The sequence below is a fragment of the Enterococcus sp. FZMF genome (assembly GCF_030263915.1).
GTDB classification, from domain to species: Bacteria; Bacillota; Bacilli; order Lactobacillales; family Enterococcaceae; genus Enterococcus_D; species Enterococcus_D casseliflavus.
The window spans coordinates 2611620-2632155 of record NZ_CP127160.1 but is presented as its reverse complement, the minus strand read 5'-3'; the positions used below and the strand labels follow the sequence as shown (position 1 = coordinate 2632155).

At 41.5% G+C, this 20536-nt stretch carries 22 protein-coding genes; 15 read left to right on the top strand and 7 right to left on the bottom strand.

All coding sequences use genetic code 11. The annotated features are described in order from the left end of the window. Positions 1-9 precede the first annotated feature (9 nt). The 4 genes from QN079_RS12845 (at position 10) to QN079_RS12830 (ending at position 3918) form a co-directional block, all read left to right on the top strand. The gene (locus QN079_RS12845) at positions 10-1296 is read left to right on the top strand and encodes an ABC transporter substrate-binding protein (protein ID WP_289229881.1); all 1287 of its coding nucleotides are present in this window, start codon (positions 10-12) and stop codon (positions 1294-1296) included. Between the two features lie 70 nt (positions 1297-1366). Further along, positions 1367-2284, top strand: coding sequence for a carbohydrate ABC transporter permease (locus tag QN079_RS12840; protein WP_289229880.1), 918 nt, complete (start codon positions 1367-1369; stop codon positions 2282-2284). Continuing rightward, positions 2285-3154 carry a carbohydrate ABC transporter permease gene (locus QN079_RS12835; protein ID WP_289229879.1) on the top strand — a complete coding sequence of 290 codons (870 nt, stop codon included), beginning with the start codon at positions 2285-2287 and terminating at the stop codon, positions 3152-3154. 65 nt (positions 3155-3219) lie between these two features. Further along, a complete protein-coding gene (locus QN079_RS12830) occupies positions 3220-3918 on the top strand; it encodes a DUF624 domain-containing protein (RefSeq protein WP_074535526.1) in 699 nt (232 codons plus the stop codon). Between the two features lie 102 nt (positions 3919-4020). Here the strand turns inward: QN079_RS12830 and QN079_RS12825 are convergent, their stop codons facing one another. From QN079_RS12825 to QN079_RS12815, 3 genes are read right to left on the bottom strand one after another with little or no spacing between them, the layout of a single operon-like run. Then, positions 4021-4857, bottom strand: a complete 837-nt coding sequence (locus QN079_RS12825) for a histidinol-phosphatase HisJ family protein (protein ID WP_005228616.1) — start codon at positions 4855-4857, stop codon at positions 4021-4023. Positions 4858-4876: 19 nt separating this feature from the next. Continuing rightward, positions 4877-5518 (bottom strand): sugar O-acetyltransferase, encoded by a 642-nt coding sequence (locus tag QN079_RS12820; RefSeq protein ID WP_016608797.1) that lies wholly within the window; start codon positions 5516-5518, stop codon positions 4877-4879. A gap of 13 nt (positions 5519-5531) precedes the next feature. Beyond that, the gene (locus tag QN079_RS12815; RefSeq protein ID WP_213356830.1) at positions 5532-5924 is read right to left on the bottom strand and encodes a VOC family protein; all 393 of its coding nucleotides are present in this window, start codon (positions 5922-5924) and stop codon (positions 5532-5534) included. A gap of 157 nt (positions 5925-6081) precedes the next feature. Here QN079_RS12815 and QN079_RS12810 point away from each other — a divergent pair, with 157 nt between their 5' ends. Beyond that, positions 6082-7062, top strand: a complete 981-nt coding sequence (locus QN079_RS12810; protein ID WP_289229878.1) for an ROK family transcriptional regulator — start codon at positions 6082-6084, stop codon at positions 7060-7062. 89 nt (positions 7063-7151) lie between these two features. Here the strand turns inward: QN079_RS12810 and rnhC are convergent, their stop codons facing one another. After that, positions 7152-8078 (bottom strand): ribonuclease HIII, encoded by a 927-nt coding sequence (gene rnhC / locus QN079_RS12805; protein ID WP_005228632.1) that lies wholly within the window; start codon positions 8076-8078, stop codon positions 7152-7154. A gap of 216 nt (positions 8079-8294) precedes the next feature. Between rnhC and zapA the strand changes: the two genes are divergently transcribed. The 9 genes from zapA (at position 8295) to QN079_RS12760 (ending at position 17843) form a co-directional block, all read left to right on the top strand. Further along, on the top strand, positions 8295-8735 hold the full coding sequence (gene zapA, locus QN079_RS12800; RefSeq protein WP_005228634.1) for a cell division protein ZapA: 441 nt from the start codon (positions 8295-8297) through the stop codon (positions 8733-8735). 23 nt (positions 8736-8758) lie between these two features. Further along, the gene (locus tag QN079_RS12795; RefSeq protein ID WP_010749817.1) at positions 8759-9313 is read left to right on the top strand and encodes a CvpA family protein; all 555 of its coding nucleotides are present in this window, start codon (positions 8759-8761) and stop codon (positions 9311-9313) included. A gap of 78 nt (positions 9314-9391) precedes the next feature. After that, positions 9392-11755, top strand: a complete 2364-nt coding sequence (locus QN079_RS12790) for an endonuclease MutS2 (protein WP_289229877.1) — start codon at positions 9392-9394, stop codon at positions 11753-11755. Positions 11756-11851: 96 nt separating this feature from the next. Beyond that, entirely contained in the window at positions 11852-12166 is a 315-nt protein-coding gene (gene trxA / locus QN079_RS12785) for a thioredoxin (RefSeq protein WP_005228645.1), read from the top strand. Positions 12167-12345: 179 nt separating this feature from the next. Next, positions 12346-14565: a L,D-transpeptidase family protein gene (locus QN079_RS12780; protein ID WP_289229876.1), complete on the top strand. Its 2220-nt coding sequence runs from the start codon at positions 12346-12348 to the stop codon at positions 14563-14565. A 121-nt stretch (positions 14566-14686) separates the two neighbouring features. Beyond that, complete coding sequence (locus QN079_RS12775) at positions 14687-15013, top strand: PadR family transcriptional regulator (RefSeq protein WP_015510192.1); 327 nt, start codon at positions 14687-14689, stop codon at positions 15011-15013. After that, complete coding sequence (locus QN079_RS12770) at positions 15000-15680, top strand: DUF2812 domain-containing protein (RefSeq protein WP_010749814.1); 681 nt, start codon at positions 15000-15002, stop codon at positions 15678-15680. The genes QN079_RS12775 and QN079_RS12770 overlap by 14 nt, the downstream gene beginning before the upstream one ends. Positions 15681-15697: 17 nt before the next feature. Beyond that, a complete protein-coding gene (locus QN079_RS12765) occupies positions 15698-16597 on the top strand; it encodes an ABC transporter ATP-binding protein (RefSeq protein ID WP_005228654.1) in 900 nt (299 codons plus the stop codon). After that, a complete protein-coding gene (locus QN079_RS12760) occupies positions 16590-17843 on the top strand; it encodes an ABC transporter permease (RefSeq protein ID WP_289229875.1) in 1254 nt (417 codons plus the stop codon). The genes QN079_RS12765 and QN079_RS12760 overlap by 8 nt, the downstream gene beginning before the upstream one ends. 71 nt (positions 17844-17914) lie before the next feature. On the opposite strand, the gene QN079_RS12755 is transcribed toward QN079_RS12760, so the two are convergent. Further along, complete coding sequence (locus tag QN079_RS12755; protein ID WP_289229874.1) at positions 17915-18628, bottom strand: gamma-glutamyl-gamma-aminobutyrate hydrolase family protein; 714 nt, start codon at positions 18626-18628, stop codon at positions 17915-17917. A 77-nt stretch (positions 18629-18705) separates the two neighbouring features. Then, positions 18706-19080 carry a lactoylglutathione lyase gene (gloA, locus tag QN079_RS12750; RefSeq protein ID WP_005228659.1) on the bottom strand — a complete coding sequence of 125 codons (375 nt, stop codon included), beginning with the start codon at positions 19078-19080 and terminating at the stop codon, positions 18706-18708. A 147-nt stretch (positions 19081-19227) separates the two neighbouring features. On the opposite strand from gloA, the gene QN079_RS12745 reads away from it, so the two are divergent. Beyond that, positions 19228-19671, top strand: coding sequence for an NUDIX hydrolase (locus tag QN079_RS12745; RefSeq protein WP_289229873.1), 444 nt, complete (start codon positions 19228-19230; stop codon positions 19669-19671). Positions 19672-19716: 45 nt separating this feature from the next. On the opposite strand, the gene yidA is transcribed toward QN079_RS12745, so the two are convergent. Continuing rightward, positions 19717-20535 (bottom strand): sugar-phosphatase, encoded by an 819-nt coding sequence (gene yidA / locus QN079_RS12740; protein WP_005228663.1) that lies wholly within the window; start codon positions 20533-20535, stop codon positions 19717-19719. Between the last annotated feature and the right edge of the window lies 1 nt (position 20536).

Here is a 20536-nt window from a genome sequence, read left to right as displayed (position 1 = left end):
GAAATGGCTATGAACTTTGGGAAAATTGCTAAAACATCTTTATTGGCGTCTTCAGTAGTCTTATTTGCTGCTTGTGGGCAAGAAAACAACAATAATGATTCGGATGGAGAAATCACGACGATCCAGTTTTATACGTGGGGAGGTGAAGGTGACCTTCCCATCTATGAGCCACGTATCAAAGCCTTTGAGGAAGCGAATCCTGACATAAAAGTAGACTTCGTACAAGTGCCAAGTGATTATGACACCAAACTGCAAACAATGTATGCCGGAAATGAAGCACCTGACGTTGTCCAAGTGGCAGAAAATGGGCAAAACTTTGCTTCTAAGGGATTATTTATTGATCTTTCAGACTATATTGCGGAATCATCGATTGACGTAGAAAGCAATTGGGGGGATGCAATGACCCAATATACCTATGATGGCCAACCATTTGGTTTGCCGGATAGAGGGGGCCCAGAAATTCTTTACTACAATAAAGACTTATTTGATGAAGCAGGGATCGAATACCCGACGAATGATTGGACGATTGAAGAATACACAGCTGCTGCCGAAAAATTAACAAAAATAGAAAACGGCGAAACGGTTCAGTATGGTGCTAGTGGAATGGATTGGGTGCCAAACTGGGGAGTATTTGTCAAGTCCAATGGCGGTTCCCTTGTGGAAGATAACGAGGTTGTGATCAATTCTCCCGAAAACTTAGAAGTTCTTACTTGGTTTAATAATCTATACCAAGACGGTTATGTTGGCACATATGAATTTTATGAGTCTGTTGCGCAGTCTGGTGCGGATTCAATGTTCTCACAAGGTAGAATTGGTATGTTGACGACAGGATTTTGGAATATTGGCAACTTCACACAACTGGATGATTTAAATTTTGATATTGCACCGATGCCTTTTTTCAATGAAAAAGTTACGTGGCCTTTCGGAAGTGCCTTAGCGATTTCTAAGCAATCGACCAAACAAGATGCCGCCTTTCGATTCATTGAATATATGACGAGCGAAGAAGCACAAAAAATTCTTGGTGAAAGTTTAGTGGATTCCCCTGCCAATATCAAAGTATTGAACTCTGAAGAATTTACCAATAGACAAGTAAATGGGAAAGATCTTCGCTTGGACGTCGTAGGAATCTCGACAGAACGTGTTGTGATCGATGGTATTTTCGAAGGTCCTTACTACGGAGAACTGACCGGAGAGTTCAGCAATCAAGTAAAAGAAATGCTCCTTGGCCGTTTAACACCAGAAGAAGCGCTTGAGAAAATGCAAGAATCTGGCGAAAAAATCATGGAACAATATTAATTCAGAAAAAGGATAGCTTAGGGAAGAAAAATTTTCTTCCTTAAGCACCTTAGTTAAGGAGGGTTTCCTATTGGATCATTCAGCGACACAACTTCAACTAAATCAAAAAAAGCGTAAGCGGACTCAGTCCCGCTGGTTTTTTGCCTTTGTTTCACCTTGGATCATTGGGTTTGTTTGTTTTACCATTGGACCAATGATTTTTTCGATCATCATGAGTTTTACTGATTGGGATATGTTTTCGGAATTTAATTTTATTGGGTTTGATAACTACCTGCGTCTTTTTAAGGATGATATTTTTTTAAAAGCTTTAGCAAATACGTTTCAATATACCTTGATCAGTGTGCCAATCAATTTATTACTTTCATTAGGTATGGCTTATTTATTGAGCTTTCATTTGAAAGGGATGCGTGTTTTTCGTACCATCTATTACTTACCCTCCATTGTACCAATCGTTGCGAGCACGATGCTGTTTACCCGTTTGCTTTCTTCCAAAGGATTAGTCAACCAGCCATTAGCCTTATTTGGTATCGACGGACCAGTTTGGCTGTTGAGTAAGGACCATGTGCTTTGGAGCTTCGTATTCCTTTCTCTATGGGGTGTCGGTGGAACAATGATCTTGATGCTGTCTGCCATCAATAGTGTGGGGGAAGAAATGTATGAATCGGCACTTCTTGATGGTGCATCCAGATTCAGAATGTTTATTAGTATAACCATTCCCCAAATTTCGCCGATTTTATTTTTCAACCTGATTACCGGAGTTATCGGGTCCCTTCAGACCTTTACTCAAGTGTATATGATGACCGGTGGTGGTCCTGATTATGCCAGCGAAATGATCGTTCCCTACCTTTATCGAAATGCCTTTTCATTCTATCGGATGGGCTATGCCTCGGCAATGGCATGGGTGTTGTTTATGATCGTGATGGTCTTATCCTTGATCGTGCTGAAGAGCTCAAGCTTATGGGTATTTTATGAAGAGGAGGTGAAGTAAGTGTTAGATAAAAATCTATCCAAAGTATCTAAATTATTGATCTATCTGACCTTGGTTTTGTTTGCGGGAATTTTGATCATTCCATTCGTTTATATGATTTCGATTGCACTAGCTTCGCCAGAGTCAAATATCAAAGAACAGTTTACTTTACTGCCAACGGAATTCTATTTGTCCAATTTCACCAATTTGTTTAGAGATTCCTTTTCAGGAGAGCGACCAATCTTGTTGTGGTTTTTCAACACGATGCTGATCGTCGTTCTCAGCATTGTTGGACAAATTATTTCTTCGACACTGGTTGCTTTTGGCTTTGCCCGAATGAAGTATAAACATAAAAACAAATTGTTTCTATTGGTATTAGGAACAATGATGTTACCAGGTCAAATCACCTTGATTCCTGTATTTTTGATTTTTAGAAACTTAGGTCTTTATAACACTCTTTGGCCACTGATCATCCCGCAATTCTTTGGCTCTGCCTATAATATCTTTTTTACTCGCCAATTTATTACGGCGATCCCGGGAAACTTATTTGAAGCAGCAGAAATGGATGGTTTAGGACCATTTAGATCCTTTACCAAAATAGTCTTACCGTTGATCAAACCAGCGATGGCTGCTATTGCTATTTTTACCTTTAACTTTGCTTGGAGCGACATCATGGGTCCTTTGATCTATGTATCAGATACGAGCAAAATGACCTTAGCTTTAGGCGCACAATCTATGTCCGCCACCTCCAATCCAGTGGGTACCGTCAATATGTCAATGTTGATGGTAATGTCATTGCTGCTGACACTTCCACAGATCATTATCTATTTCTTAGGACAAAAATATTTATTCCAAATCAATTTGGGGATTGGCAATAGCGGGACAAAATAAGGTGAAGAGCTTATGGAAAAAACTGACGACCTCATATAGAAAAATAGGGTTATAAGGAGCGACAGATGAAAAAAAATGTTCGACAATCGGAGATTAATCAAAAAGATAGCTACAAACTGTTTCATCATCTATCTTATTTAAACTATATTATCTATACTTTTCTAGGGACGCTGCTATTTTGGTTGTTCAATGTACCCCTTCTTTTTTTATTGCTAACAATGGAAATCAAACTTAGCACCTTACCATTGTTTCTCCTGTCCTTCTTGCCAGTAGCACCAGCTTTTACAGCGTTACTCATCTATTTGAAAGAAGCAAAGGAGAAAGATGGTACCCCAAAAGTGTTTTTATTGGCCTATCGCAGGAAATTTAAGCATAGTCTTCTAGGGTGGCTTCCTGTTTTAGTCGTTATTGGGTTATGTAGTGCAAATTTATTGTTACTGAGGGTCACGATCCAAATCACTGAATTGAAATGGTTAAATCTGTTTCTGCTGATCGTCGCCTTGACGTTTGCGATCAACTATTTTTTAGTGGTCGCAACGGCACCGTCTCTTTCAATCAAGGAAGCTCTTTTGCTTAATCTCCAATTATTTATTTTGAAATCCAGCCGATATATGCTAAGTTTTATGATCATCATTAGTAGTTGGCTGCTGTTAGCCTTGGTTCCAATTTATCTGGCATTATTTGGCGTAGGGCTGATTGGGATCTTATTATTACTGAACTTTGCGCCAGTCATGGAGTTTGCGCGAAAGCATTCGGTTCGTTGAGCAACAAAAAATCACCTGATCATGGAGCAACCTCGAACAGTTAGACCAAAATTCTAACAAGTCGAGGTCGCTTCAGTGTGTGTGTTATCAGGTGTTTTTAGGTTAAGCAAAACGATGAAAAATCGGCTGCATCTGTTCAAACGTACAGAGCTTAGTAAATCCTAATGATCGTAAAAGATCTTGGCCCTCTTTGATTTGAAACCCGAGGTGCTCTGGTTTATGACTGTCGCTGCCGATGGTTATCACGCTTCCCCCCAAGTCACGATAAAGCTTGAGGATCTCGATCGATGGCGTATACCCGTTGATTCCGTAACGGTGGGAAGAGGTATTCAGTTCAATGCCTTTGCCATTTTTGATCACGACTTTCAAGATCTCTGCGATTTGTTCTTTCGTTTGTTCAAAAGCGTCCTTCTCTTTATCTAAATAACGACGAATCAAATCCATATGGGCTAAGACGGAATACTCTTTATATGTCGTGACTAGCTGATACATTTCATCATAATAGCGCTCGTAGCATTCCTGTTGGCTGCGTCCTTTTTGAAATTCTCCAGTCCAAAATTCTTGATCGTCTACCTGATGAACGGAAAGTAAAATGAAGTCAAAGGGATGCGAATGATAAAGACGGGTAAATTGTGGGATCGTGTGCATTTGTATCCCAAATTCCAGCCCAGTTTTTAGCTTGATTTGGTCACTGTATGTTTCCTTTAAGCGTGCCAGTTCGTTAAAATACAAGTCGTAGTAGACATTTTTTACAACTTTATTGGCCCCGACGAGGTACGTATCCGTCGCTTGCCAGTCTTCTTTGACTCCATAATCCACATGATCGGTAAAGCAGATTTCTGCTAAGCCTAGTTTAATGGCGTCTTTGACTACATCTTCCATCAAATACCAAGAATCATCGCTGTAATCACTATGGACGTGATAGTCTGTAAAAATCATGGCGTCTCCTTTTGTTTCGTTATTTTTGCTGCTTCTGCCAGTCTGCTCGTTTTTGATGATAGAGCTGGGCGGCAGTTTCCCAATGTTCTTTGTCAGCCGGCTGAATCTCACGGATCACACGGGCTGGATTGCCACCGACGATCGTATTCGGCGGCACATCTTTTGTGACGACGGAACCAGCAGCGACGATGGCATGTTTGCCGATCGTGACACCTGGTAAAATCGTACTATTGCCCCCGATCCAAACGTAATCTTCGACGGTGATCGGTAGGCCAAATTCCAAATCTTGACTGCGGACCACAGAATCGATTGGATGACCGGCGGTATAGAAGCTGACCCGTGGTCCCACCATCACATGATCACCAATCAGAATCTTATTGACATCTAAAAAAATGCAATCCATATTGGCATAAAAGTGATCGCCAATCTCAACATGGCGACCATAATCAACATAAAGGGGTGGTTGGACAAAGCAATGCTGCCCAAATTTGCCAAAGAGTGCTTTTTCTTTGGCGATGATTCGTTCTCGGTCATCGACTGGTAAATGGTTGATTTCCTGGGCACGTTTTTTTCCCTCCGCTGAACCATTCTCAGGGAGAATGCCAGCAGCTTGATACAATTGACCAGCCAACATCGCTTGATAATCAAAGTCTTCTTTCATTGCAAAATCCTTTCTAAGACGGTAAATCGTCGGTGGTTAATTCAATCAAATTGCCTTCGGGGTCTTGGACAACTGCTTCATAATAGCCATCGCCTGTTGTACGAGGACCATTTAAAAGAGGGTAGCCATCTTCAACAAACCGTTGAGCGTATCGATCGACGTCAGCTTGGTCACCAACTGCCATCGCAAGGTGAGTGTAGCCTAAGCTTTCGCTGATACGAGGACTTAAAAATTTCTTGGTCGTTAATTCTAACCGACTTCCAGAATCAAAGGTCAAAAAATAGGACTGAAAGCCTGTTTTCGGATTATGGTATTTTGGGTTGCTGACCGCCTGAAAGTAGGTTTCATAAAATGTCCTCATTTTTTCCAAATCATTGACATATAGTGCGATGTGTTCAATTTTCATTATCGACAACTCCTTTAATAAGCAACATAAATCGTTTTTTTTTACTTAGTAAACTTTGTTTAATAAGTTGCTTCTATTATACCTTTGTTAACAAAATTAATAAAGGTATATTCCCAGCTTTTTATCTGTTAAAATAGGAGCGTTGAGGGGGAGAAAAATGAAAGCTTATCAGCCAACAACCATTAAATTACATAATCAGGCAGTATTGCTGGATTTGCTAAAACAGCAGCAAGCGCCTATGACCAAGCGCCAACTGGCAGATGCCTCTCAATTAAGCGTGGTAACGATCAACAAGCTGCTTTCTGAATTGATTGAAAAGCAGTTGCTTTTGACGACGGATCAACCGCAACGAACGGGAGGACGTCAAGCTGCGGCTTACCAGTACAATGCGCAACGGACACTGTTGTTGATCATTCAGTTTATCGAAGAAGACCAGCAGATCGTGATTCGTTTTTCAGTCGTCGATCTCGTCGGGAACATTTTGCATCATGAGCAGTCAGCAGAGGGCCGATTGCCGCAGTTCTTGCAAGTGATTCGTCAGATAAAACAGGAATACCCGAAAATCAGCTTGGCAGTCGTGGGAATTCCTGGTGTGGAAATTGCTGGAAGACTGAAGATCATGGATGCTCCAGCATTTAAGGACATGGCGCTAGGGGAATTGATTGAAAAGGAGATCGCTGTAAAAACGCTTATTGAGAATGACGTGAATGCTGCGGTATTTCATTTCAAAGAAGAGAAAAAAATCGTGGCTGGCATTTATTTTCCGAAAAATTATCCGCCAGGTGCGGGACTGGTCATCGACCAACAGCTCTTTAAAGGAGCCAACCATTTAAGTGGCGAAATCAAGCATTTGCCGCATCTCTACACGGCTTCTTACCCTTTGGCAACAGAGGCGATCCCAGAACAAGTGACTGCCACTCTTCAAGCGATCGTGGCAGTGACGGACCCGCATCAAGTCATTTTGTTTTTGCCCTCTGAATGGCAGGCGCTCGTGTCGCGCTCCTTTTTGGAAAAGCAGCTGGCAGCAGTGTTTCAATATGGCGTCTTGCCAAAATTACACTTTTCCGATCGGTTTTCAGAAAATTATTTGGCTGGGTTGATCACGATGGGAATCGAAGCAGCTGGCTTAGGGCTTTGATTCCCAGCATTCAACTGGTACTGAGGACAAAAACTGCCGCTGCTTCCTTTATTCAGAAGTAGCGGCAGTTTTTTTGAAAATACGAGAACTCACAGCTTGGCGAGTTTCTGTGCTTTTTCGGTATTCGCAAAATGCAGTTTGGCATATTGGCCTAATAGTGCTATGCCACCTTGCTGCAGTAATTTTGCTGCAACTTGATCAGCAGCTGCGTGGGCGCCAGAAGGCAAGCGCAAACCGACTTCTTTAGAGGCTGCATCTAATTCATCCAAAAAGACTGTACGACATAAAATAGAGGCTGCCGCTACTGCTAAATGATATTGTTCACCTTTCGTCGCAAAATAGAGCTTTTCAGTGACCGCTACTTGTTCCGACTTTAAATAGGTGCGATAATTTTTTTCGCTCGTGAACTGATCGATCAAAATGGCATCTGGTGTCTCAGGAGCAATCTTTTGCAAAAGCAAACGAATGGCTTGATTATGCAAAGCAACTTTCATTCGGACTGTGTTGTATTTTGGTTGGATCTCGTTGTATTTGCTGGGCGTGACGGTGAGCAATTGGTAAGGAACCAATTCTTTGATTTTCGGCGCCATCTTACGAATCTCTGGATCTGTCAGCATTTTTGAGTCCTTGACTCCTAAAGCTTTCAGCTGTGGTAATTGCTCTTTTTTTGCATAGACGGCACAGACCACCAAAGGACCGAAATAACTGCCATTACCGACCTCGTCACTGCCGACGACGCTTTTTTCGCTAAATCCTGCTGGCAACGCAGTGGATGAAACAGTCGCTTTTTTCTTATCTGGTACAGCACTTGCCGTATCGCCCCATAAGGAAGCTTCTTTTTCAGCAGTCGCTCCTTGGAACATGACTTTTCCTGACGTATAAGCAGTGATCGTCGTTGGCCCTTTTTTGGCGACAAACACTGTATAAGGAACTTTCTTAGCTAGCAAATCTCGTTGGTAAAATTGCTGCATCTTTTGGATAGTTGAAGTTGGTACTTTGATAACGATCGTACTCATTTGATTCCTCCTGATTTTTTGTCTTTTTTTAGGTAGACAAAAGGATACTTTAAGATTTTACCATACTTCTTATTCTTTTTTACTAAGACGATCAGCAAACAAACGATTGGCATGGAAATTCATAAGAAAATCACGTATAATAGTTAAGAGTTTGCGACACATGTTCAATAAGTGATAGAATAGAGCAGAATGTAAGCAATGGGAGGAAATATTCCTATGACGGAGCAAAAGAAACGTTATAAAGCAGTTATCGCGAATCAAAGTTACACGATTATTGGACGCGAAAGCAAAGAACACATGGATATGGTGACAAGATTGGTCAATGACCAACTGCTTGAGATCATGCAATTATCGCCACAAACCGATCAAGAACAAGCGTCGATCTTATTAGCGATCAACGCTGTTTCCGACCAGCTGAAAAAACAAGAACAGCTTTTGGTCCTACAAAAAAAGGTGGACGAGCTGCGAGGACAAGCCATTAAAGCAACGGAGCTTGAGAATCGCATTAAGCGGATCGAAGCGATTGAATCCGAAGCACGGAAAGTTCTCGATGAGACAGGTCGCAGTGATGTGGAGATCCATAATCATGTGGAAGCACAACAGATCTTAAATGAACAAAGGAAACGAAAAATTCAAGAAAAGACAGCCCATGGGTAGTGCGGCGTAGAAAGGATACCTAAATGATTGGATTATTTGTCTTGGTTTTGTTGTTGGCAGCATTTTACGGCGGCGCACGGCGCGGAACCAGTTTACAATTGGTCTCAGTTTTGGGCTATTTGATCTCTTTTTTCTTTGCAGTTGCAAATTACCAAGAAATTGCGAAGAAAATTGAGCTCTATGTTCCTTATATGTCAGTAACGGCGGACTCAAAGTTAAAATACTACGATATGGAACTGGCTTTAGATTTAGACAAAGCCTATTATGCAGCCATCGCTTTTGTGATGGTGCTCTTTGCTGGATGGCTGATCACAAAACTAGTGGTGATTTTTGCAGACAGTTTGCGTTACAAACGCCTAAGTTTTTTAGGTGGTTATGACTGGGCAGTTGCGGGTGTTTTGAATGTTATCTTGATGTATATCAATTTGTACATGTTTTTCATGATTCTCTCAATGATCCCGTTTGCCACGATTCAAAATCTGTTTGAAACGAGCGGAACTGCGAATTTCATCGTTGATCGGTCGCCGATTCTCTCAGATTACTTCTATCGATTGTGGATCACAGATGTGATTGGGTAAAAAGCAGGCAGATGGTTGCAGAGCCATTCTGCCTTTTTCTTAGGAACAAAAAGTTAAAACAAAGCAGGTGAGAAAAGAATGAATACTAAGATCCTTGATGTTTTAGGATTTGAACAAGTAAAGAGTCAAATCGGTCAGTATATTGTAACAGCCCAAGGAAAAGAAGCCTTAGCAAAGCTTGTGCCATCAAGTGATGTGCAAGTCATTTCCTCTTGGCTGGCAGAAACAGAAGACGCGATCAAGATCCAACGTTTAAGAGGCGGAATCCCTGTACCAAAGATTGAGAATATTCGTCCCCAAATGAAACGGATCGAAATTGGCGCCGATTTAAACGGCATTGAGTTGGCACAAGTTGCCCGTGTCTTATCAACTACGCAGGAATTGAAACGCTTTTTTGCTGATTTGTCTGAAAGCGAGATTGAATTTTCCCGCTTGTATCACTGGGAAGAACAGTTGGTGTCTTTGCCAACCTTGAATCGACGCTTGAAAGAAGCTATCGATGAGGATGGCCGAGTCACAGATGATGCCTCTCCAGCACTACGTGGAATTCGCCAATCGATCCGACGAGCAGAACGGACGATTCGCGAGACATTGGATGGCATCGTCCGAGGTGGCAATGCAAAGTATCTAAGTGATACGATCGTAACCATGCGAAATGAGCGTTATGTGATTCCAGTCAAACAAGAGTACCGAGGTGTTTTCGGCGGGGTAGTCCACGACCAAAGTTCCTCTGGTCAAACCTTGTTTATCGAACCGAAACAAGTAGTGGAACAAAATAACCGTTTGCGTCAGCATCAAATTGCGGAACGGGATGAAATTACACGTATTCTAGCAGAATTGTCAGCAGAGTTAGCCCCATATCAAAGAGAGATCCTCCATAATGCGTATGTGATCGGGATCATGGATTTCATGAATGCCAAGGCTCGTTTTGGAAAAGAGATGAAGGCAATCGTACCATCGATCAATCAAGACAACCATGTCTTTTTTAAGCAAGCACGTCATCCATTGATCGATCAAGAAAAAGTCGTTCCTAACGATATTACGATTGGAAAAGACTATCAAGCCGTTGTCATTACTGGGCCGAATACCGGTGGGAAAACCATCACCTTAAAAACATTAGGGCTATTGCAGATCATGGGCCAAGCTGGTTTACCGATTCTGGCAGAAGAAGAAAGCCAAATGGGTGTCTTCAATGAGATTTTTGCGGACATTGGGGATGAACAATCCATTGAGCAAAGTCTATCGACCTTTTCTTCTCATATGACAACGATCGTTGAAGTGTTGAAAAAAGTCGACGAGACAAGCTTAGTTCTCTTTGATGAATTAGGCGCAGGAACCGATCCTCAAGAAGGGGCGGCACTAGCGATTGCGATTTTGGACGAACTTGGGGCTAAGTCGGCTTATGTCATGGCGACGACCCATTATCCTGAATTGAAGGTTTATGGCTATAACCGATCCAATACGATCAATGCCTCTATGGAATTTGATGTTGATACCTTAAGTCCGACCTATCGCTTGTTGATCGGGGTTCCAGGACGAAGCAATGCGTTTGAGATTTCGAAAAGACTTGGCTTGCCAGATACGATCATTGATCAAGCCAAAGAGATCATGGATGGAGAAAGCCAAGACCTGAATGAAATGATCGCTGATTTAGAAAATCGAAGAAAAATGACGGAAACCGAGTATCTTGAAGTCCGTCATCATGTAAAAGAAGCGGCCCGCTTGCACCAAGAGCTAGAATCAGCCTATAGTTATTTCTTTGAAGAACGTGAAAAAGAATTGGCGAAAGCTCGGCAAAAAGCCAATCAGATCGTTGAAGAAGCCAAAGAAGAATCTGAAAAAATCATTACCGATATTCGTAAAATGCAGTTAGCCGGCGGTCAAACGAAGGTCAAAGAACACGAGCTGATCGACGCGCGCACCAAGTTATCAGGTCTACAGCAAGAAGAACATCTGCAAAAAAACAAGGTTCTGCAAAAAGCCAAGGCAGCCAAGACGCTGAAAGAAGGAGACGAAGTGCTCGTAACTTCTTATGGGCAGCGAGGAGTCTTGTTGAAAAAAGCAGGCAAAAATCAATGGCAAGTCCAAATTGGTATTTTGAAAATGAATTTGCCAGAAACAGATCTCCAACCAGCAGCGCCAGTGAAGGAGCCTACACAGCGTATCGTCAATACGATTCGTTCTGCTGACAGCAGTCCAGTGGTCAATCAGTTGGATTTACGAGGCAAGCGGTACGAAGAAGCCCTCAATGAAGTGGATCAATATTTGGATGCGGCGATTTTGGCAGGTTATCCGCAAGTGACGATCGTCCACGGAAAAGGAACCGGTGCGCTGCGTCAAGGGATTACCGATTATTTGAAAAACCATCGCTCGGTGAAAAGTTTCGAATTTGCGCCAGCAAATCAAGGGGGCAATGGGGCGACCATTGTGAAGTTTAACTAACCTTTAAGAACCCTTACCTTTTGTAAGCAGACGATTTTAAAAAACTTCCGATACGTGGTATACTTTTTTTAGTTTTAAAAATGGAGGGGAAGTACGATGGCAAAAGAAATTACTGATAAAACTTTTTCAGAAGAAACCGATAAAGGCTTAGTCCTTATTGATTTTTGGGCAACTTGGTGTGGTCCATGTCGGATGCAAGCGCCGATCTTGGAGCAATTAGCGAATGAATATGAGGAAGACGAATTGAAGATCGTGAAAATGGATGTTGATGAAAATCCTGAAACACCAGCTTCATTCGGGATCATGTCTATTCCAACTTTGTTGTTGAAAAAAGACGGCCAAGTCGTTGATAAAGCAATTGGGGTGCATACAAAAGATCAATTGAAAGCTTTAGTTGCGGAACATATGTAATAGAAGAAACGTTTTTGAAGCAATAGCCGAAAGTGGCTATTGCTTTTTTTATTTTGGGGACGTTTTTTTCAAATTTTCTATTAGGCAGTGGTATACTTAAAGTGGGTAGTGGCACTAAAAAATATCTTGTTAATATAGTAAGAAAGTGATACCAAAATAGTCTTAAAGGGGGAATAAAAATGAAAAAGTTGAAACGTGGGTTGCTTCAAGGCGTTGCGATTGTTGGGGTACTGGTCGCACCCATCGCAGGAACGATCACACAAGTTTATGCAGCAAATGAAGGGGATCCGACAGCACAGGAGACGACGTCAGAAAGTTTCTCAGAAGAGAGCGCAGCATCATCTCAAGAGGCAAGCACAGAGAGTACAGAGTCAAGCACGGCAACTGAGTCTTCATCAACGTCTACCTCTTCATCAGAAACAACGTCAAGTACTAGCACGGCTGCAACTGAGACCAGTCAGACCGAGACCACACAAGATTCATCTACTCAATCGACAGAAGAATCTTTTGAAGAACCAGACCTAGGGATCATTGATGTTGAATCAATTGCAGATAAAAACCAATATGTAAAAATCAATCCGGTTGCAGCAGCCAATCCTGAAACGCAAAACATCCTTTACCGTTTAGAGAAGGATCAATTGATCGAGCAAGGAACGATCAATGAATTAGCTGGCAAGGTATACCGTAGTGTCAAACGGTATCAAGGTGTCGATAAGCGGACCTATCTTGAAATTCGTGACGATCAAAAGGTTGTCGGTGTCGTAGCAGAAGCAGCAGTGAAAGTTGCCAGCGGAACCTTCAAAATCGAGAAAAAATATGCAACCGTTACAAGTGCGAAAGAACCGCTTTGGCAAGATGTGTTTTTAGATAAAAAAACGAGCACTTCTTCAAGCATTGCTGGTCAAACCTTTGAAATCAAAGAAGTATTCACGACGAATAATAACGTGGTCTATTACGCATTGTATTCAAATAAAAATGTTCTCATCGGTTGGATAAAAGCTACTGGCGTTAAGTTAGCGACAACTCCTGGGGGTGTGTGGCGTGCTGAATCAAAATATGCGACTATTACTAACAGTAAGTCTACACTATGGCAAAATTTTTTGACAAGAAAAACTAGAGGAAATACAACTAAGTTAAAAGGTAAAACGTATAAGGTTAAGGGAAGCTTTCACCACCTGAATGGTTTCGTTTACTATTCCATTTTTGACAATAAAAATAATTGGATGGGTTATATTTGTGAAACTAATGTAAAACTTAGAGATGGGGCTCAAGGTGCCTATGAAAATTATGGCAAGTATGTTTCTCTGACTAAAAAAAATATGACTATGTTGGGAAGTTTTAATTTAAAAAGCCAAAAATATAATACAAGTAATTTTTATTATAAAACCTATTTAGCCAAAGGGAAATATACTCATTTTAATGGCACAACTTATCTGACAATCTATGACTCACATGACAAATGGATGGGCTATATTGATGAAAAAGCTGTAACGTTAGCCAATACAAAAGGAGGAGTCTGGCAGAGTGAAAAGAAAACTATTCGTATCAAAAATAAAAATGATATCATATGGCAACATTTGAATTTCACAAAAAAATTGGGTACTGCTGAACAATATGTGAATAAAAATATACAAGTTAAAGGGAAATTTTTACATTTCAACGGCTCCACCTACTACTCCCTCTATCTCAACAACAAATGGTTAGGCTACATCAATGCAAGTGGGGTGACCAATGCCCATACGATCACTTCTCAAAGCAACATTAGTCGCTACGTGGTCGTCAAGAATGGGGATGGCAATTTCTTTGAAAAAGCCGATCCAAATAGTGCCAAACTTGGGAAAAAGAGTGCCTACAAAGGCTATATGGCACAAGCGACCAAACTAGCAAAAACGAGTGATGGCAATTACTTGTATCTCGTTTCGCCAGCTGGTCGAATCGGTTGGGTCAAAGAAAATCAAACCACAAATGTAAATAGCAACTTTTGGATGTATACTACAGGAGGGAAATATCCTTCATTAAACGTTAAAAACTTAAACATTGAAGTATCTATCAGCAAACAGCGGGTCTACATCAAATCAGGAAATAAAGTGATTTATACGATGCTTTGCTCGACCGGTGCCTTCAATACGCCAACACCTTTAGGGAATTTCCGTATCCAAGCAGAAAAAGGCTTAGCTTTTTCAGGAGCCGCTTACTACCGTTCCTTTAAAGATCACGGCGTCTATTTATTCCATACGATCCCAACGAGCATTGCTTGGTCCACTAATGCTTTTAGTTCTGTTGAAGGACGAAAATTAGGCACTCGGGCTTCTCATGGCTGCATTCGTTTAGCAGTCCCAGATGCCAAATGGTTTTACTATAACATCCCTTATAATACGCCTGTCAAAATTGCTAACTAATGTTCAAAAAGTCGTTTCCCCTAGTGGAGACGGCTTTTATTTTTCAAAAAAAGATTGACGCTGGTTATATCATTCGATAATATATCATTAAGTGATATAGCTAGTGGGACGGAGGAATCAAATGGATGAGGCATTGACAGATTCAACCTATTTGATTTTATTAGCGCTTTTAAAGCCGAAACATGGGTATCTCATCATGAAACAGATCCATGAGCTGAGCCAAGGGACGTTTGAGATTGGTCCCGCAACGATGTATACGATTTTAAAGAAGCTGACGAAAAAGGGGTGGATCGATTTAGAGGAGAGCGTTGACCGAAAAAAAATCTATCAGATTACACCAGAAGGAAGACAAGTTCTGGAGAAAGATATTCAACGACGCAAATTATTTTATCAAATCGGAGAACAGGTTTTCGAAGCGTTAGGGGGAGAGCAAGATGGGCATCAATAAGAAATACCTTCTTTCACTTGGTGTAGCCTATTACCCAGAAAAGGAAATGGTTCGTCTGCAAAAACAAGCGTCGTTAGGGTGGCACTTTGTGAAGATGAATCGGTTAGGGTTTTTGAAGTTTATCAAAGGAGACCCAGAAACGACCAAATATGCAGTAGACTTTTTCGAAGGAGAGCCCTCTGAGATCGTTGATTACTTAGCGATGTATCAAGCAGGAGGCTGGACTTATATCAGCAATTATAAAGATCGCTATTTTTATTTTAAAGCGTCTCCTGACACACCAGCGATTTTCAGTGACCAAGAAAGCTATCAAGAACGGATCGATAATGAAACACGGTATTTAATGAAAAAATCGATTCTACTTTCGGTGATCAGTTTAGTGATATTAGCAGCAATTTATTTTCTGATCCGTTATTTCAATATTCGCACAAATCCATTTTGGTCCTTTGGACTAGGTTTGATTACGGGGTTGGTGTTTATCCCGATTGGGGTAGGATTGACCACGATCCTGATGAAATTCTTATATAAAAATCGAGCAAGTTATTACAATGAACCAGAGAAACTGGCGAAGCGTCAACGAGTGATCCGCGATACCGTCATCTTGATGTTTGTCGGAGCGATCATTGGCGCCGTTATCGGCTTTTTCTTTAGTGATATATTTTATTAGATAGGGAAGGTGAGCATGTGTTAGAAGCAAAACAATTAGTAAAAACATTTGGCGATTATACAGCAGTCGATCAATTGTCCTTTACCATCAATGATGGACAGATCATGGGCTTGATTGGTCAAAATGGTGCTGGTAAAACGACGACATTCCGATTGATCTTGGATTTCTTGAAAGCCGATCAAGGGGAAGTATTGTGGGATGGCCATAAAATTAGTGAAAAAGAATACAATATTATCGGCTATCTGCCAGAAGAACGCGGCTTGTTTCCAAAAGTAACGATTGAAGATCAATTGATCTATTTCGCGCGGTTACGAGGCAAGAAGAAAGAAGACATCGTACCAAAAATCGACTATTGGATGGACAAATTTAAAGTCAAAGGCAAGAAAACAGATAAAGTCAAATCGCTATCAAAAGGAAATCAGCAAAAAGTTCAGCTGATTTCAACGTTGATCCATGAACCAAAGTTGGTGATTTTAGATGAACCATTTAGTGGGTTAGACCCTGTCAATGCAGAACTGTTGAAAAATGGGATCATTGAACTGAAAAAAAATGGCTCATGTGTCATTTTCTCCAGTCATAATATGGATAATGTGGAAAAAATCTGCGATCACTTGATTATGCTGCGGGATGGTCAAACCGTCTTAAACGGAAAAGTTCATGAAATTCGTGAATCCTTTGGGCGGACGAAAGTCTATTTAGAATCCAACTTGACGAAAGAACAGCTCTTGGCAGTGGCAGGTGTCGAGGAAGTTCTTGCCAGAGAAGATGGCAGCTATGATATTACGATCGCTGATCCTGCAGTAGGAAAAACCTTATTTGATTTAGCAACGGCGGATGGTTATATCCCTATGTTCAATCAACAACCGCCAACGTTAGAAGAAATCTTTAAGCGGAAGGCGGGAAAAATAAATGAGTAAGTTTTGGGTAATCGCATTAGATGTTTATAAAAAAAATATCAAATCAATTTCGTTTTTGATTATGATTCTCGGGCCATTTATTGCAACGGGGGCATTTTATCTCATTGGTTATTTTGCTGATGGTATGAACAGTGTCGACAAAATTGCCGTTTATGCGAATGAACCAGCCATTGCGCAGACCTTTGTGGACCAAAGCGGCGATGATTTTAAATTTGAAATTGTTGACAGCGAAGAACAAGGGCAGCAACAGATGGCAGACAAAGATGCTGATGCTTTGTTACTTATTACTGCTTCTGGGGATACGCTGCAAGGGGAATTATTAAGCGAGTCCTCGATGGGGCAAGCTTTAGAGCTGACGATCCAACAGTTATTGACGAGTTTGCAGTCTTCCTATAGAGCTAGTGAGCTTGGCTTGACTGCTGAGCAAGTGGCAGTCCTTAGTGAAGTCGCACCACTTGATCGTCAAAAAGTATCCTTCGGTGAAGATGGCGAAATGACTTATGGGGAAGACAATACCGCGATGCAATCACTAGTAAGTATGATCGCAACAATCATCCTCTTTTTCTTTATCATTACTTACGCACAGATCATTGCACAAGAGATCGCCTCTGAAAAAGGCACACGCATCATGGAAGTCATTTTGTCTAGTACACGGGCGCAAATCCATTACTATGCCAAATTGACTGGTGTAATCATGGTTGCAGCGACCCAGCTAGTTGCTTATGTTGCGATTTTTGGCGGGAGTTATTTCTGGATCAAGGATAACCCAATGGTAAAAGACTTGTTGGCAAACTTTTCGACAGATGGCATTTTTGGTCCCTTCCTGGTGTTTGCGATCGTTTTCGTCTTCTTAGGAATTTTGATCTACTCGGTCTTGTCAGCCCTTTGCGGGTCGTTAGTGAACAAAGCAGAAGATACGGCGAAGGCCATCATTCCAGTGACGTATCTTTCATTGGGCGGGTATATGCTTGGAATCGTGCTAGGCGGTATGGATCCTCATAACGTGGTCTTGCGAGTAACTTCCTATGTACCATTTTTATCTTCCTTCATTATGCCAGTACGGCTTGCTAATGATACAGTGGGTATCGGCGGTGCATTGATTTCAGTAGGGATCCTTGCTGTTACCACGATCATCCTGATGCTGGTTTCTGCAAAAATGTACAAATCAAATGTCTTGATCTATAACGACAATGGCATTTTAGCAACGTTGAAACAATCATTAGTGTTAATGAAAAACGAAAAATAAGCAAAACGCCCGATCCTTTTCGTGATCGGGCGTTTTTTATTCGCTAAAATCTAGAAACAAGATGCAAGCCTTTAGAATTCCTGCACAAAAAAGTTGAAGATCGATTGCTCAGAAGGCAGCTTGTGAGCGGCTAGCTCAGGATGCCACTGAATGCCTAAGATCGGTGCGCCATAGGCGGTGGATTCAATGGCTTCAACGACACCATCAGGAGCGGTGGCAATCACGTTGAAATCATCCGCAACGGTTTTGACTGCTTGGTGATGAAAAGAATTGACGTGATAGGTTGTGCCTAAAAGAGCAGCCAAACGACTGTCTGCCTTGATTTTTACCCGATGTGTAGGGAATTGAAAGAACGTCGGCAATTGCACGTGTTTGATCGTTGGGTGATCGATCAAAGAGAGATCTTGGTACAAACTCCCACCAAATGCGACATTGAGTAACTGCATGCCGCGGCAGATGCCAAAGATCGGTTTGTTTTGAGCCACTGCTTCTTTGATCAATGCCAATTCAAAGACATCACGTTCAGGATGAATGCCTTGAATCAATGGATGAGGATCTTCGCCATAGTGAACAGGGGAGACATCATGACCACCGGCTAACAAGAGTTTATCGATTTTGCTGATGTAAGTTGCAGCATCTTCCACGACACCCATTGGTAATAATAGGGGGATGCCTTGGGCTTGTTGGATATGGGTCACAAAATTTTTGGGTGTATAGGACAACCAATGTTCTGCTTCTTCAATCATTGGTCGTTCATTAGCAGCGATGCCGATAATAGGCTTCATTTGATCAAACCTTTCTACTAGTAAATGGATCGAAAAAGAAAAAAGGACACGAGGTCCTTTTTTCGATCACCTTCGCTTTATTTTTCGCGAATAACTTCGATTTTGTAGCCATCAGGATCTTTCACAAAATAGTAAGAAGGAGAAGTTCCTGGGAGTCCTTTCAGATCAGTGACATCAAATCCAGCCGCTTGGTGCTTCTCATGAAGCGCTTCTAGATCATCGGTACTGATGGCGATATGGCCATAGCCGTCGCCTAACTCATAGCCAGGATGGTCATAGTTATAGGTCAACTCTAGCTCGTAATCATCACCAGGCAAAGTTAAGTAAACCAAAGTAAATTTATGTTCAGGAAAATCACGACGGCGAGATTCTTCAAAACCAAAGGCAGTTTGATAAAAATCTAGAGAAGCCGTTAAGTCTTTGACGCGGACACATGTGTGAGCCATTTTCATGGGTAAATCATCCTTTCGATCTTGATAGTTGTATGATAACATATTTTCTCTTTTTGTAACGAATAAAAGACAACCGAGCGTTATTTCCAGCTTGTCCAGACTATTGGCATAGGGTAAAATGGAAAGAAAGTGTTGGTGGAGGGAATCATGCCAGAAAAGGAAATTGTGTTCGGGGAAAAAGAAGCGGGGAAACCATACAAATCAAGATATGGGGCGTATGTCGTTCTTCCAAACGAAAAAAATGAAGTGATCTTGGTGCAAGCACCCAACGGCGCATACTTTTTGCCCGGTGGTGAAATTGAACCAAATGAAAGCAAAGAAGAAGCGATCCAACGAGAATTGATTGAAGAACTTGGATTTGAAGGGGAGATTGCTGAGTATCTAGGGGAGGCAGTTGAATACTTCTATTCGCGCCATCGCGATACATTTTACCATCACCCGGGCTATTTCTATTTAATGACACAGTGGAAAAAAGTTTGCGAACCGACAGAAGAAACCAATCAATTGTCTTGGCACACGCCAGAAGAAGCGATCCAACGATTGAAACGCGGCAGCCATAAATGGGCAGTTGAACAGTGGGTGGCAAAATAAAAAAGTCAGGCTTCCGATAAAAAGGAAACCTGACTTTTTTTGCACTTAGTTATTTGTTAAAACATACTTGTTGATCACTTCTGCTACACCGTCTTCTTCATTTGAAGCGGTGAGGACATCAGCGGCATTTTTCACGTTTTCAGTAGCATTGGCCATCGCCACACCGATACCAGCATATTCCACCATGGTTAAATCATTTTCATTATCGCCGATCGCCATGACTTCTTCTTGTTTGATGCCTAAGTGCTCCGCCAATTTTTTGACAGCAGCTCCTTTATGGGCTTGTTTATTTAGGACTTCCAAGAAGTAAGGAGCACTTTTGACCACATTGTAGTTGTCGGTCAAACTGCTCGGCAATTGTGGGATGATCTGATCCAGTATTGCGGGATCATCGATCATCATCATTTTGATGATATTCAAGTCAGCAGTCATTTCTTCTGGTGTCCGATATTTCAATGGCATGTTGACTAAGAAGGCTTCATAAATCGTGTAAGGACTGATATCGCGGTTAGCGGTATACATGGTATCCTCAGTTTCTACATGAAGGTGAACCCCTAATTTTCTCGCAGTCATCTCAACAAAGAGATAGTCATCTTGGGACAAGCCGAATTCAGAGATGATCTCTTGATTTTTGGTTTTTTGAACCAAAGAGCCATTGTAGGTAATCACGAAATCATTGTCCGTAAATAAGTCTAGTTCCTTCAATAAATCTTGGACACCAGTTAAGGGGCGTCCCGTACACAAAACGATGCGCACGCCTTGTGCTTCTGCGTCTTTTAATGCTTTGTAAACTGCTGGAGTGATCTTGCGGTCGTTGTTCAGCAGGGTACCATCGATATCGATGGCGATCAGTTTGATACTCATA

Bases quoted from the DNA above. Each gene is read 5' to 3' on its own strand.
- QN079_RS12760 (WP_289229875.1), top strand. From the start codon at position 16,590: ATGAGTAAGTTTTGGGTAATCGCATTAGATGTTTATAAAAAAAATATC.
- QN079_RS12825 (WP_005228616.1), bottom strand. From the start codon at position 4,857: ATGATTTTTACAGACTATCACGTCCATAGTGATTACAGCGATGATTCT.
- rnhC (WP_005228632.1), bottom strand. From the start codon at position 8,078: ATGAGTACGATCGTTATCAAAGTACCAACTTCAACTATCCAAAAGATG.
- QN079_RS12810 (WP_289229878.1), top strand. From the start codon at position 6,082: ATGAAAGCTTATCAGCCAACAACCATTAAATTACATAATCAGGCAGTA.
- trxA (WP_005228645.1), top strand. From the start codon at position 11,852: ATGGCAAAAGAAATTACTGATAAAACTTTTTCAGAAGAAACCGATAAA.
- zapA (WP_005228634.1), top strand. From the start codon at position 8,295: ATGACGGAGCAAAAGAAACGTTATAAAGCAGTTATCGCGAATCAAAGT.
- QN079_RS12795 (WP_010749817.1), top strand. From the start codon at position 8,759: ATGATTGGATTATTTGTCTTGGTTTTGTTGTTGGCAGCATTTTACGGC.
- QN079_RS12745 (WP_289229873.1), top strand. From the start codon at position 19,228: ATGCCAGAAAAGGAAATTGTGTTCGGGGAAAAAGAAGCGGGGAAACCA.
- QN079_RS12815 (WP_213356830.1), bottom strand. From the start codon at position 5,924: ATGAAAATTGAACACATCGCACTATATGTCAATGATTTGGAAAAAATG.
- QN079_RS12790 (WP_289229877.1), top strand. From the start codon at position 9,392: ATGAATACTAAGATCCTTGATGTTTTAGGATTTGAACAAGTAAAGAGT.
- yidA (WP_005228663.1), bottom strand. From the start codon at position 20,535: ATGAGTATCAAACTGATCGCCATCGATATCGATGGTACCCTGCTGAAC.
- QN079_RS12770 (WP_010749814.1), top strand. From the start codon at position 15,000: ATGGGCATCAATAAGAAATACCTTCTTTCACTTGGTGTAGCCTATTAC.
- gloA (WP_005228659.1), bottom strand. From the start codon at position 19,080: ATGAAAATGGCTCACACATGTGTCCGCGTCAAAGACTTAACGGCTTCT.
- QN079_RS12780 (WP_289229876.1), top strand. From the start codon at position 12,346: ATGAAAAAGTTGAAACGTGGGTTGCTTCAAGGCGTTGCGATTGTTGGG.
- QN079_RS12845 (WP_289229881.1), top strand. From the start codon at position 10: ATGAACTTTGGGAAAATTGCTAAAACATCTTTATTGGCGTCTTCAGTA.
- QN079_RS12820 (WP_016608797.1), bottom strand. From the start codon at position 5,518: ATGAAAGAAGACTTTGATTATCAAGCGATGTTGGCTGGTCAATTGTAT.
- QN079_RS12775 (WP_015510192.1), top strand. From the start codon at position 14,687: ATGGATGAGGCATTGACAGATTCAACCTATTTGATTTTATTAGCGCTT.
- QN079_RS12755 (WP_289229874.1), bottom strand. From the start codon at position 18,628: ATGAAGCCTATTATCGGCATCGCTGCTAATGAACGACCAATGATTGAA.
- QN079_RS12830 (WP_074535526.1), top strand. From the start codon at position 3,220: ATGAAAAAAAATGTTCGACAATCGGAGATTAATCAAAAAGATAGCTAC.